The organism is Streptomyces natalensis ATCC 27448 (assembly GCF_000935125.1).
Taxonomy (GTDB): domain Bacteria; phylum Actinomycetota; class Actinomycetes; order Streptomycetales; family Streptomycetaceae; genus Streptomyces; species Streptomyces natalensis.
In genome coordinates this window covers 349,230-361,563 of the sequence record NZ_JRKI01000008.1, presented here as the reverse complement: position 1 = coordinate 361,563, position 12,334 = coordinate 349,230, and the positions used below count along the sequence as shown (strand labels likewise).

The window sequence follows — 12,334 nt, the reverse complement described above, 5'->3', positions numbered from 1 at the left end:
CGCGGGAAAGTGCGGGGTCATGAACCACAACACTCCGCTCTCCCCGCTCCCCCTCCGCCACCTCGCAGGCGTCCAGTGCCGGGTGCTGACGGCCCATCAGCTGCGTGAGTACGGCGTACTGCCCGCGGAGACCGCCGAACGGTGCCGGCCCGGCGGCCCCTGGCAGCAGATCCTGCCCGGGGTGTATCTGCTCCACCCGGGACCGCCCACCAGCGAGGAACGGCTGCATGCGGTGCTGTGCTACGCCCTGCACCGCGGGCCGGCGGTGCCGCGCCAGGGCGGCGGGCGGGCGGACGCCCCGGCGGCGATGATCACCGGTCTGGCGGCGCTCGCGCTGCACGGTTTCACCAGCGCTCCCCCGCTGCTTGCCCTCGACCGCATCGAGGTGCTGGTGGCCCGCACCCGGCGGCTGCGTTCGGCCGGCTTCGCGCAGATCGTCCGGGCCCAGGAGATGCCGGTGTCCCAGGAGGTCACCGGGGTGCCCACCGCGCCGGTGCCGCGGGCCCTCGCGGATGCGGTCGCCCGCCTCACCGATGCGATCTCGGTGCGCCGCCTGCTGACCGAGGCGGTGCGCGGCGGGCACTGCGAGGCGGCCGCGCTGGTCCGGGAGCTGAGCCGGGCGCGGCTGCTGACCAGGCCGTATGTCGGGGAGGCGGTGGATGCGCTGATGGCCGAGGGACGGGCGCTGGCCGAGCAGCGGCTGTATGCGATGGTGCACCACCACGGTCTGCCCGACCCCTGCTGGAACGTCGACCTGCGGCTGCCGGGCGGGCCGCATCTGGGCGGGGTGGATGCGTACTGGCCCGAGCACGCGGTGGCGCTGGAGATCGACACCCGGGCCGTACGGCCCGAGGACGACCCGCTGCACCCGCTGCACGCCCCCTGCGACCGCAAGCGCGAGCACCTGGAGCGGCTGGGCATCACGGTGGTGCACTGTCTGCCCCGCACCCTGCGCGACGCCCCCGGCCAGGCGGCCGCGATGGTGCGCACCGCCCTGATGGCGGCCGCGGACCGGGAGCCGAGCGCGTATGTGGTGGTCCTGCCCCGGTGACCCGGTGGCACGTTGCCCCGGCGCCCCGGTGGCGGCCGCCGGCCCGGTCAGCGCCCGGTGGGCCGCTTCACCAGCAGCTCGACGTTGCGGTCCCGGGGCGTGCCCACCAGGTCCGTACGGGCCTCGGGGGCGTTGAAGGACAGCTCCCGGTAGAGGGCGGCCAGCCCCGTCTGGGAGAGATCGCCGAAGTCCGTACGGTGCGGGGCGGCCGACTCGACCAGGGTGGCGAACAGCGACAGCGTGCCGTCGTGGTTGTCCACCAGCTCGATGATCCGGGCCAGCTGCGGGAAGTCGATGTGCGAGGCGGTGGAGACCTCCCAGAAGCTGCCGTGCGGGGTGATGTCGTTCTTGTGGCTGTGGCCGTTGATCCAGGCCACCACGCCGGGGTGGGCGGCCAGCACCTCGGCCAGCTCCGCGCCGCCGTGCCGCTTCTCGTGCGGGTGGGCCGGGTCGGGGTTGGTGTTGGTCATGGTCTTGCTGGTGTGGTGGCTGAAGACCAGCACATGGCGCCCCGCGCCCTTCGCCTCCTGCTTCAGCACCCGCTCCAGCCACTTGAGCTGGCCGTCGCCGATCGACCCGGTGTAGTGCCCGCCGGGGTCCGTCGTGTCCAGGCTGATGCCCAGGACGTGGTCGGAGACCGGGAAGGTGTAGTAGAGCCGGTCCTCGGCCAGGCAGGCCGCGGTGTAGCCGTGACCGTGCGGGCCGGGGCCGGTGCGCGCCGGGTCGAGATGGGCCTTGAGGTACTCGGCACGGGTGAAGGGGGCGCGCCGCTCGTCGGGGGTGATGCTCCTGGCCTGCTTGGCGTGCGCCTTCAGCAGCCGCTTGAAGTCCGCCCCCTTGGGGTCGAGGCCGTCCTTCACCGCCTTCCACACCTTGGCGGCCTCGGCGGCGGGCAGCGTCTCCAGCTTGCGGCCGCCGGTGGCGAGCTCGGTGAAGAAGGGATCACCGGGTGCGTAGCAGCCACCGGGCAGCGAGTCGTGGTTGCCGACCGTGGAGTACCACGGCAGCCGCACACCCGGACTGTGGACGGTGCGGATCGCGGCGTCCAGGAAGCCGTGCAGATGCGGGAAGCCGAGCTTCTTGTCGGCGTCGTGCAGGGCGCTGTCCGGCTGCCAGTAGAGGGTCAGCCCGCTGTCCTGGACGCCCTCGTAGCGGCGCGGATCGCCGGAGTTCGGGGTGATCCGCCCGCCGCTCATCGCCGTCAGGAACCAGTCCAGCTCCAGCTTGGAGTTGTTGTCGGTGTTGTCCCCGGTGGTGATGACGAAGGACAGCGGGGCACCGGTGGCCGGTCCGCCCGGCAGCGCGTTGATCCGTTCGATCAGCGAGACGACGCCCGCGACGGACAGCGCCTCCTGCGGACGCCAGGCGCTCGCGGTCTCGGCGCGCAGGTACTCGTAGCGCAGCGGGCTCTGGACGTCGACCAGATGCAGATCGGTGAACTGGACGAAGGACGCCAGCGCGGTACGCCGCCGGTCGCGGCCGCTGTGGGCGCCGGCCAGGTCGGCGCGGACGATACGGGACCAGGCGGGGCCGTCGGCGAGGCGGCGGTAGCCGGAGGAACCGCGCGGGGTGGCGACGGAGGCGAGGGTGGTGCCCTTGGTGTAGGGGGCGTGCGGGGCGGCGGCGGGAGCGCGGACGGTGAGCGGCTCGGCCGGAACCGGGGCCGGTGCGGGGGCGACGGTGCTGGCCTCCGCCGCCCGGTCGCCGCCGAGTCCGAAGGCGAGCCCGAGACCGGTGGCGGCGCCGGCGGCACCGGTGGCGGCGAGGAAGGTACGGCGGTCGAGAGCGGCGGCGGACCGTATACGGGACATGCGCGAACTCCCCGAGTGCGAACGCGAAGGCGGCCTGGCAGCACAACTGCCCTGTCACCTGGGATCGTTGGCATCGGGGATGACCTGTGAGTGAACGGCAACGCAACGTCGTTCGCCGATCACCGGACAGGGATCACCGCGCGTCGTGCGCGCCATCGCACCGTCATCGCATCCGGGCCGGGGCAACCCGTGACGGTCACCCGGTGTTCATATAACGGGGTACCCGACCGGGCGCCCGCGCGGCATCACTCTCCGTGAGGAGCCCTCGCTCGTCCGTATCCGGAGCCGCCTACCCCTGCTCCACGGAATGGAACGGATTGGACAAGGCGACGGGGTTCACACACATGATGGGAGCACTACTGAGCAGGTGTTCCCAGCAGACATCTCCATCAGGCCGGAAAGAAGGAGTCCCATGAGGATCGGAATCGTCGGAGCCACCGGACAGGTCGGCGGCGTGATGCGGGGCATTCTCGCCGAGCGGAACTTCCCGGTCGAGCAGCTGCGGCTGTTCGCTTCGGCCCGGTCCGCGGGACGGACGCTGCCCTGGCAGGACACCGAGATCACGGTCGAGGACGCGGCCACCGCCGATTACTCCGGGCTCGACATCGTGCTGTTCTCGGCCGGCGGTGCGACGTCCAAGGCGCTGGCGGAGAAGGTCGCCGCCGCCGGGCCCGTCGTGATCGACAACTCCTCGGCCTGGCGTCGTGACCCCCAGGTCCCGCTGATCGTCTCCGAGGTGAACCCGCAGGCGATCACCGACCGCCCCAAGGGGATCATCGCCAACCCGAACTGCACGACCATGGCCGCGATGCCGGTGCTGCGTCCGCTGCACGAGGAGGCCGGGCTGGTCGCGCTGGTCGTCGCCACCTACCAGGCGGTTTCCGGCAGCGGTCTGGCCGGCGTGTCGGAGCTGGACGGGCAGGCCCGCAAGGTAATCGAGCAGGACGCCACCAAGCTGGTGCACGACGGCCGGGCGGTGGAGTTCCCCCAGCCGGACACCTATGTCGCGCCGATCGCCTTCAATGTGCTGCCGATGGCCGGCTCCGTCGTCGACGACGGTCTGAACGAGACCGACGAGGAGCAGAAGCTCCGCAACGAGAGCCGCAAGATCCTGGACATCCCGGACCTGAAGGTCTCCGGCACCTGCGTCCGGGTCCCCGTCTTCACCGGCCACTCCCTCCAGGTCAACGCCCGCTTCGCGCGTCCGCTGAGCCCCGCCCGCGCCCAGGAGCTGCTGGCCGGCGCCCCCGGTGTCGTCATCTCCGAGGTGCCCACCCCGCTGGAGGCCGCGGGCCAGGACGCGTCCTTCGTGGGCCGTATCCGCACCGACGAGACCGCCGAGAACGGCCTGTCGCTGTTCGTCTCCAACGACAACCTCCGCAAGGGCGCCGCGCTGAACGCCGTCCAGATCGCGGAGCTGGTCGCCGCGGAGCTGCGCGGCTGACGCCCGCCCCCGCATGCGCCGGTGCCCGTACGGAACCTCTTCCGTACGGGCACCGGCCGTTTTCGGGCTCCTGCGAGGCCCGCTTCCGGCCTCTTGCGGATTTCAGGGACGCCGCACCTCGAACTGGAAGCAGCCGTACTCCAGAGCCCGTACGTGCACCAACGCCACCTCCGGGTCGGCGAACGCCTCGTCGAAGGCGTCATCGAACCCGCGCTGCGCATCCTGCGGGATCTCGAAGTACCGCCCGCCGACGATCTGCCCCTCGGCGTTGTACCGGCGCACCGTCCGCAGGGCCCCCGGCCGCGCGAACGGATAGCCCTCGGCCGCCGCGTCCGGCCCCGCGCACGCTCCGGCCTCGGCGTGCACGAACACCGGCCCCTGCTCGTCATACGCCCCCGGATCGGCCCCGGTGCCCGCCGCCCAGCGCCGCAGCGGCGCGTACGAGACCAGCGCCACCCGGTCACCGGCCTCGATGGACCGCAGACAGCACCGCAGCGGACTGCCGACACACGCCAGCGGCACGCCGTCCTCGTGAGCGGTGAACGGCACGACCGGCCGCCCGGCGTCGTCGGCGACCTGGAGTTCTTTGAGGGCGGCGGGAGCGATGGGGAGAGGGTGGTAGCGGGGAACGGAACGAGGGGTGTGCTTGATCATGCGTCCAGCTTGGGGCTTTTGACCGGTGGGCGCTGGCGGGATTCGGACGTCGCGGTGAGCGACGTGTTGCGGTCAGCGCCGTGTTGCGGTCGGCGCCGTCTTCCCGAGCACCGGGCAACGAAGGCCCGCCTTGGATACCGCCCCTCGCCCGACCGGGTGATCGTGGAAGGATGGCCGGAGAATTCCGATTCGGTGACCAATGCGAAGGAGATCGACGGGTGCCCGGTACGAATCTGACCCGCGACGAGGCGCAGCGGCGGGCCCGGCTGCTGAGCGTGGACGCGTATGAGATCGATCTCGACCTCTCCGGGGCTCCGGAGGGAGGTACTTACCGTTCCGTGACGACGGTGCGGTTCGAGGCGGCCGAGGACAGCGCGGAGACGTTCATCGATCTGGTGGCGCCGGCCGTGCACGAGGTCGTGCTCAACGGTGAAGCGCTCGATGCGGCCGAGGTGTTCAAGGACTCGCGGATCGCGCTGGCGGGGCTGCGGGCGGGCCGTAACGAGCTGCGGGTCGTGGCGGACTGCGCGTACACCAACACCGGTGAGGGACTGCACCGGTTCGTGGACCCGGTGGACCAGCAGGCCTACCTCTACACGCAGTTCGAGGTGCCGGACGCGCGGCGCGTCTTCGCCTCGTTCGAGCAGCCGGATCTCAAGGCGACGTTCCAGTTCACCGTGAAGGCCCCGGAGGGCTGGACGGTGATCTCCAACTCGCCGACGCCCGAGCGCCCGGCGGACCACGTCTGGCGTTTCGAGCCGACCCCGCGGATCTCGACGTACATCACCGCGCTGATCGCGGGGCCTTACCACAGCGTGCACAGCGCCTACGAGAAGGACGGGCGCACGGTGCCGCTGGGCATCTACTGCCGCCCCTCGCTGGCCGAGCACCTCGACGCCGAGGCGATCTTCGAGGTCACCCGGCAGGGCTTCGACTGGTTCCAGGAGAAGTTCGACTACGCCTACCCGTTCGCGAAGTACGACCAGCTCTTCGTGCCGGAGTTCAACGCCGGCGCGATGGAGAACGCGGGCGCGGTGACCATCCGCGACCAGTACGTCTTCCGCTCGAAGGTGACGGACGCCGCGTACGAGGTGCGGGCCGAGACGATCCTGCACGAGCTGGCGCACATGTGGTTCGGCGACCTGGTCACCATGGAGTGGTGGAACGACCTGTGGCTGAACGAGTCGTTCGCCACCTACACCTCCATCGCCTGCCAGGCGTACGCGCCGGGCTCGCAGTGGCCGCATTCGTGGACCACGTTCGCCAACTCCATGAAGACCTGGGCCTACCGCCAGGACCAGCTGCCGTCCACGCACCCGATCATGGCCGAGATCCGCGATCTCGACGATGTGCTGGTGAACTTCGACGGCATCACGTACGCCAAGGGGGCCTCGGTCCTCAAGCAGCTGGTGGCGTATGTCGGCATGGACGAGTTCTTCAAGGGCGTGCAGGCGTATTTCAAGGCGCATGCGTACGGGAACACCCGGCTGAGCGATCTGCTGGGCGCGCTGGAGGAGACCTCCGGCCGGGATCTGAAGACCTGGTCGAAGAACTGGCTGGAGACGGCCGGCATCAACATCCTGCGGCCGGAGATCGAGGTGGACGCGGACGGCGTGATCACCTCGTTCGCGGTGCGGCAGGAGGCCCCGGCGCTGCCGGCCGGCGCCAAGGGCGAGCCGGTGCTGCGCCCGCACCGGATCGCGATCGGCGCCTATGACCTCCAGGACGGCAAGCTGGTCCGGACGGAGCGGATCGAGCTGGATGTGGACGGCGAACTGACCGCCGTACCGCAGCTGGTGGGCACGCGACGCCCGGCCGTCGTCCTGCTCAACGACGACGATCTGTCGTATGCGAAGGTCCGGCTGGACGAGGAGTCGCTGAAGACCGTCACCGAGCACCTGGGCGACTTCACCGAGTCGCTGCCGCGCGCACTGTGCTGGGCGTCGGCCTGGGACATGACCCGGGACGCCGAACTGGCCACCCGCGACTACCTCTCGCTGGTGCTGTCGGGCATCGGCAAGGAGTCGGACATCGGCGTCGTCCAGTCGCTGCACCGCCAGGTGAAGCTGGCGCTGGACCTGTACGCGGCACCCCAGTGGCGCGAGACCGGCCTGGCCACCTGGACCGAGGCGGCGCTGACGCATCTGCGCGCGGCCGAGCCGGGCAGCGACCACCAGCTGGCCTGGGCCCGTGCGCTGGCCGCCGCGGCCCGCACCGACGATCAGCTCGACCTGCTCCAGGGCCTGCTGGACGGCACGGAGGAGATCGCCGGGCTGGCCGTGGACACCGAGCTGCGCTGGTCGCTGCTCCAGCGGCTGGCCGCCACCGGTCGCGCCGACGAGAAGGCCATCGCGGCCGAGCTGGAGCGGGACAAGACCTCCGCGGGCGAGCGCCATGCGGCGACGGCCCGCTCGGCGCGGCCGACGGCCGAGGCCAAGGCCGAGGCATGGGCGTCGGTGGTGGAGTCGGACACTCTCCCCAACGCCGTCCAGGAGGCCGTCATCGGCGGCTTCGTCCAGACCGACCAGCGCGAGCTGCTCGCCCCGTACACCGCGCAGTACTTCGCCGCGGTCAAGGGCGTATGGGACTCCCGCAGCCATGAGATGGCCCAGCAGATCGCGGTCGGCCTCTACCCCGCGCTCCAGGTCTCGCAGGAGACCCTGGACGCCACGGACGCCTGGCTGGAGTCGGCCGAGCCGAGCGCGGCCCTGCGGCGCCTGGTGAACGAGTCCCGGGCGGGCATCGAGCGGGCGCTGAAGGCGCAGTCGGCCGACGCCGCGGCGGTCTGAACCGTCGTCCGATTCCGGCACCGGGGCGCTGCGCCCCGGTGCCGGGGCATTTCCGGGTTCCTCCCGGTTCCGCTTCCGGTGATTGCGACAAGAGTGTTGCGGGGTCTCTGGTGACCCGTACAGAACACGCCAAAGGTCCGGCTCGCCGTCAACTCCGTTCACCCGAACGCGTTACGCTACATAACCGTAAGGTGATCTTCGGGCACGTACGGGAGTTGCAGTGCAGAGGGTGAGCGCGGGGACGACCCCGGGAAGTCCCAAGTCCCCCTTCCCCTTCTGGATGCTGCCGCCTGCCGCCCTCGCGGTGGCCACCGCCGCGACCGCCGCGCTGGGCCCGGCCGCCGCATGGCCGGGCGTCACCGTCCTCGGTGCGGTCGCCGTCGCCCTCACCGCCGTCGTCGGTGCCGGGGCCCGGCGCAGGTCCCGTCGCATCGCCGACCTGGAGGCCACGGCCGCCGCGCAGCGCGAGGCCCTGGCCCACCAGGAGGCCGAGACGGTGCGGCTGGCCGAGCAGTTGCTGCCCGACGTGGTCCGCCGGCTGCGCGGCGGGGAGTTCCCCGAGGAGGTGCTGACCGGGCTCGACGCCCCAGCGGCGCACCTCGCGGTGCTGCGCTCGGTGGTCGATGCGGTGGCCGCCGAGGAGGACCTGCGCGACTCCGCGCAGCGCGCGTTCGTGAACATCGCCCGCCGGGTTCAGGCCATCGTCCACCAGCAGGCCCAGGAACTGCGGCAGATGGAGGACCGGCACGGACAGCGCCCGGACGTCTTCGGCGATCTGCTCCGGCTCGACCACGGCACCGCGCTGATCGGCCGGCTCGCCGACTCCATCGCCGTCCTCGGCGGCGCCCGCCCGGGCCGCCAGTGGTCGAAGGCGGTGCCGCTCTACTCCGTGCTCCGTGGCGCCATGTCCCGGATCATCGACTACCAGCGCGTCGAGCTGCATTCGGTCTCCGAGATCGCCATCGTCGGCACCGCCGTCGAACCGCTGATCCACGCCCTGGCCGAACTGCTCGACAACGCCACCCGCTATTCGCCGCCCAACACCCGCGTCCATCTCACCGCCGTCGACGTCCAGTCGGGCATCGCCGTCGAGATCGAGGACGGCGGCGTCTCGATGAGCGAGGAGGCCCGCGCCCGCGCAGAGCGGCTGCTGCTCCAGGCCCAGCAGGGCATCGACGTCAACGACCTCGGCGAGACCCCGCGCCTGGGCCTGGCCGTGGTCGGGCGGCTTGCCCAGGCGTACGGCTTCCAGGTGTCGCTGCGGCCGTCGGCGTACGGCGGTGTGCGGGCCGTGCTGATCGTCCCGCAGGAGCTCATCACCACGGCGGCCGGCGCCACGGGCCGCGCGCACGGCATCGGTACGTCGTCGGGGCCGCGGCTCGCCGTGCACGCCCCGGCGCCGCATGCCCCGCAGTCGCACGCCCCGTCGCCGCAGATGCCGTCGCCGCAGATGCCGGTGGAGCGGGCCGTCACCGGCCCGACCACGGACACCGAGGCGCCCGTGGTCACCGAACGTACGGCGAACGGCCTGCCGCAGCGCCGCCGCAGGAAGCCGGCCACCCCGTCCGACGCCGCGCCGGCCTCGACCGGGCCGGCACCCGCTACCGACTCCGCGGACGCCGTCCAGCCGGGCATGTGGCTGGCCGCGTTCCAGAGCGGGGTGTCGGGCGAGACCACGCAGCACGTCGAGACCACGCCGTATCAGGATCACGACCACGACGTCGCCGCCTCGGCGCCCGCGTCGGCAAGCAAGGGGAACGAGCAGTGATGCAGCAGCAGGGCCACCTGGGTTACGCCGGCAGCGCCGGCCGGACCGGCACCATGGACTGGATGCTCAAGGACCTGGCCGAGAGCGTCCCGCAGACCCGCCAGGTGGTGGTGCTCTCCGCGGACGGCCTGCGCATGGCCCAGCACGGCGGGGACACCGACGCCGCGGACCGCCTGGCCGCGGCCTGCGCGGGACTCCAGAGCCTCGCCGGCGCGGTCGCGGCCGAACTCCCGCACAGCGAGGGCCGGATGCGGCTCGTCGTCATCGAGATGGACGGCGGCTTCTTCTATCTGATGGCGGCGGGCGCGGGCGCCTATCTGGCGGTACTGGCCGATGACGGCGTGGACGCGGGCCTGATGGGGCAGCGGATGCGCGACCTCGTACTGCGGATCGGAGAGCACCTCAGCAGCCCGCCGCGGCAGGACGGGCAGGCCGCCAGGTGACCGAGCCCTCCGGCCAGGAATGGGACGAGGGCGGGCCCGAGCGGCTCTATGTGATCACCGGTGGGCGCAGCGGTTCGTCCGCGCCCACCGAACTCGACCTGGTCACTTTGATCGTGGCCACGTCGGGCCCGCGGCCAGGGATGCAGCCGGAGCAGGCGGATATCGTCCGCATCTGCCACCGGCCGCTGTCCGTCGCGGAGATCTCCGCGCATCTGGGCCTTCCGGTCAGTGTGGTGACCGTGCTGCTCAGCGATCTGCTGGCCGAGCAGCGGGTCACCGCCCGGCCGCCGGTGCCGCCCGCACAACTCCCCGACATCGCGTTGATTGAGGCAGTGATCAATGGACTTCAAAAGCTCTGAGCGGGCCACCGGGCAGCAGCTTGCCGGGCCGCGGAGCGAGGACGTGCTGCCCGAGACCGCGGCGGCCGCGGTCAAGGTGGTGATCGTCGGTGGTTTCGGGGTCGGCAAGACGACCCTGGTCGGCTCGGTCAGCGAGATCCGGCCACTGACCACCGAGGAGACGATGACCCAGGCCGGGGTCGGCGTCGACGACACGGCCGGGGTCGCGGGCAAGTCGACGACCACCGTGGCGATGGACTTCGGCCGGATCAGCATCAACGAGAAGCTGGTGCTCTATCTGTTCGGCACCCCGGGTCAGGAGCGCTTCTGGTTCCTGTGGCGCGGCCTGTTCGAGGGCGCGCTCGGCGCGGTGGTACTCGTCGACACCCGCCGCCTGGAGGTGAGCTTCGACGTACTCGGGCGCCTGGAGGAGCGCGGCGTGCCGTTCGTGGTGGCCGTCAACACCTTCCCCGATGCGCCGAATTACCCCCTGGAGGAGCTGCGGGGCGCCCTCGACCTGCCCGCATCCGTCCCGATCGTCGAATGCGACGCACGCTCGCGCCCGTCGAGCCGCGACGTCCTGATGACCCTGATGCGCCATCTGCATTCCCTGGCCGCGCCCACGGAGGCCCCGTGAACACCCCCGACCCGACCCCCGCCCCTCCCCCGGGCTGCCCCGCACACGGGCTCGGCACCGAGGGAATCCGCAGACTGTACGGGCCCGAGGCGGAGGCGGATCCGCGCGGCCTGTACGAAACCCTGCGGGCCGAACACGGCGCCGTCGCCCCGGTGCTGGTCCACGGCGACCTGCGGGCCTGGCTGGTGCTCGGGCATCGGGAGAACCTGGATGTGGTGCGGACGCCTTCGCGGTTCTCCCGCGACCCGCGCCGTTGGCGGGCGGCCCAGGAGGGCGAGGTCACCCCCGACCACCCGCTCTCCCCCATGACGACCTGGTCGCCGGTGTGCAACTTCTCCGACGGCAGTGAGCACCAGCGACTGCGCGGCGCGGTGACCGCGTCCCTCGAACGGTTCGACCGGCGCGGCATCCGCCGCTCCGTGAAGCGGTTCGCGAACCAGCTCATCGACGCCTTCGCCGAAACGGGGCGCGCCGACCTGGTCGACGACTTCGCCGAGCAGCTTCCGATGCTGGTGATGACGCAGATCGTCGGGGCACCGGAGGACTACGGCCCCCGACTCGTCCGGGCCGGCCGCGACATGATCCGGGGCACCGGTACGGCGGTGGAGAGCAGCATGTACGTCACCGACATACTGACCCAACTGGTGGCACGCAAAAGGGAGTTGCCTGGCCCCGACCTCACCTCCTGGCTCCTGGAGCACGAGGCGCGACTGTCGGACGAGGAAGTGATGGCGCACGTCCGGCTCATCCTGATCGCCGCGTTCGAGACCACCGCCAACCTGATCGCGAACGCGCTGCTGATGATGCTCACGGACCGGCGTTTCCGCTCCAGCCTGTCCGGCGGCAACATGACGCTGCCGGACGCGCTGGAGCAGGTGCTGTGGGACGCACCGCCGCTGACCGCGGTCCTCGGGCGCTGGGCCACGGGCAACACCCAACTGGGTGGCCAGCACATCAAGGCGGGCGACATGCTGCTGCTCGGGGTGGTGGCGGGCAATGTGGACCCGGAGGTCCGGCCGGACCTGTCCGTGCCCGTGCACGGCAACCGCTCGCACCTGGCCTTCAGCGGCGGGCCGCACGAGTGCCCCGGGCAGGACATCGGGCGCGCCATTGCCGACACCGGTATCGACACCCTGCTCGCGCGGCTGCCCGACCTCGACCTAGCGGTTCCGGAGGGCGAGTTGCAGTGGGATTCGTCCCTGATGTCCCACCATCTGCGGGCGCTTCCGGCGGCCTTCACCCCCAAGGGTGCGGGCGTCACGGGCTCGGCTCCCGTCACCGCGCCGTCGGTGCCGCTGCCGGAGGCGGCGCCGACGCCCGTGACACCACCTCAGGAGCCGCACGCGGCACACCGGTCCTGGTGGTCACGGCTGCTCGGCGGGGCATGACGCCGCACACG

The 12,334-nt window shown here is 71.7% G+C and carries 10 protein-coding genes; 8 read left to right on the top strand and 2 right to left on the bottom strand.

What is annotated here, in order from left to right:
• Nucleotides 1-19 precede the first annotated feature (19 nt).
• Nucleotides 20-1,051 (top strand): hypothetical protein, encoded by a 1,032-nt coding sequence (locus SNA_RS06430; protein ID WP_044363731.1) that lies wholly within the window; start codon nucleotides 20-22, stop codon nucleotides 1,049-1,051.
• Nucleotides 1,052-1,098: 47 nt separating this feature from the next.
• On the opposite strand, the gene SNA_RS06425 is transcribed toward SNA_RS06430, so the two are convergent.
• The gene (locus SNA_RS06425; RefSeq protein WP_044363729.1) at nucleotides 1,099-2,862 is read right to left on the bottom strand and encodes a TIGR03767 family metallophosphoesterase; all 1,764 of its coding nucleotides are present in this window, start codon (nucleotides 2,860-2,862) and stop codon (nucleotides 1,099-1,101) included.
• A 412-nt stretch (nucleotides 2,863-3,274) separates the two neighbouring features.
• Here SNA_RS06425 and SNA_RS06420 point away from each other — a divergent pair, with 412 nt between their 5' ends.
• The gene (locus tag SNA_RS06420; protein WP_030066548.1) at nucleotides 3,275-4,306 is read left to right on the top strand and encodes an aspartate-semialdehyde dehydrogenase; all 1,032 of its coding nucleotides are present in this window, start codon (nucleotides 3,275-3,277) and stop codon (nucleotides 4,304-4,306) included.
• A gap of 102 nt (nucleotides 4,307-4,408) precedes the next feature.
• Here SNA_RS06420 and SNA_RS06415 read toward each other — a convergent pair whose 3' ends face one another.
• Complete coding sequence (locus SNA_RS06415; protein ID WP_030066547.1) at nucleotides 4,409-4,960, bottom strand: DUF1203 domain-containing protein; 552 nt, start codon at nucleotides 4,958-4,960, stop codon at nucleotides 4,409-4,411.
• 218 nt (nucleotides 4,961-5,178) lie between these two features.
• Between SNA_RS06415 and pepN the strand changes: the two genes are divergently transcribed.
• The 6 genes from pepN to SNA_RS06385 all read left to right on the top strand — a co-directional run bounded on the left by pepN (nucleotide 5,179) and on the right by SNA_RS06385 (nucleotide 12,323).
• Nucleotides 5,179-7,749, top strand: coding sequence for an aminopeptidase N (gene pepN, locus SNA_RS06410; RefSeq protein ID WP_030066546.1), 2,571 nt, complete (start codon nucleotides 5,179-5,181; stop codon nucleotides 7,747-7,749).
• A 280-nt stretch (nucleotides 7,750-8,029) separates the two neighbouring features.
• Nucleotides 8,030-9,517, top strand: a complete 1,488-nt coding sequence (locus SNA_RS06405; RefSeq protein WP_078969716.1) for a sensor histidine kinase — start codon at nucleotides 8,030-8,032, stop codon at nucleotides 9,515-9,517.
• Nucleotides 9,518-9,570: 53 nt separating this feature from the next.
• The gene (locus SNA_RS06400) at nucleotides 9,571-9,960 is read left to right on the top strand and encodes a roadblock/LC7 domain-containing protein (RefSeq protein ID WP_030070847.1); all 390 of its coding nucleotides are present in this window, start codon (nucleotides 9,571-9,573) and stop codon (nucleotides 9,958-9,960) included.
• A complete protein-coding gene (locus SNA_RS06395) occupies nucleotides 9,957-10,319 on the top strand; it encodes a DUF742 domain-containing protein (RefSeq protein ID WP_030070849.1) in 363 nt (120 codons plus the stop codon). The genes SNA_RS06400 and SNA_RS06395 overlap by 4 nt, the downstream gene beginning before the upstream one ends.
• Nucleotides 10,300-10,935: a GTP-binding protein gene (locus SNA_RS06390; RefSeq protein ID WP_030070850.1), complete on the top strand. Its 636-nt coding sequence runs from the start codon at nucleotides 10,300-10,302 to the stop codon at nucleotides 10,933-10,935. Before SNA_RS06395 ends, SNA_RS06390 begins: the two co-directional genes overlap by 20 nt.
• On the top strand, nucleotides 10,932-12,323 hold the full coding sequence (locus SNA_RS06385) for a cytochrome P450 (protein ID WP_030070853.1): 1,392 nt from the start codon (nucleotides 10,932-10,934) through the stop codon (nucleotides 12,321-12,323). Before SNA_RS06390 ends, SNA_RS06385 begins: the two co-directional genes overlap by 4 nt.
• Nucleotides 12,324-12,334 lie beyond the last annotated feature (11 nt).

What these genes read in the sequence shown, in the direction of transcription:
- SNA_RS06430 (WP_044363731.1), top strand. Translation starts at nt 20, where the DNA reads ATGAACCACAACACTCCGCTCTCCCCGCTCCCCCTCCGCCACCTCGCA.
- SNA_RS06425 (WP_044363729.1), bottom strand. Translation starts at nt 2,862, where the DNA reads ATGTCCCGTATACGGTCCGCCGCCGCTCTCGACCGCCGTACCTTCCTC.
- SNA_RS06420 (WP_030066548.1), top strand. Translation starts at nt 3,275, where the DNA reads ATGAGGATCGGAATCGTCGGAGCCACCGGACAGGTCGGCGGCGTGATG.
- SNA_RS06415 (WP_030066547.1), bottom strand. Translation starts at nt 4,960, where the DNA reads ATGATCAAGCACACCCCTCGTTCCGTTCCCCGCTACCACCCTCTCCCC.
- SNA_RS06405 (WP_078969716.1), top strand. Translation starts at nt 8,030, where the DNA reads ATGCTGCCGCCTGCCGCCCTCGCGGTGGCCACCGCCGCGACCGCCGCG.
- SNA_RS06400 (WP_030070847.1), top strand. Translation starts at nt 9,571, where the DNA reads ATGGACTGGATGCTCAAGGACCTGGCCGAGAGCGTCCCGCAGACCCGC.
- SNA_RS06390 (WP_030070850.1), top strand. Translation starts at nt 10,300, where the DNA reads ATGGACTTCAAAAGCTCTGAGCGGGCCACCGGGCAGCAGCTTGCCGGG.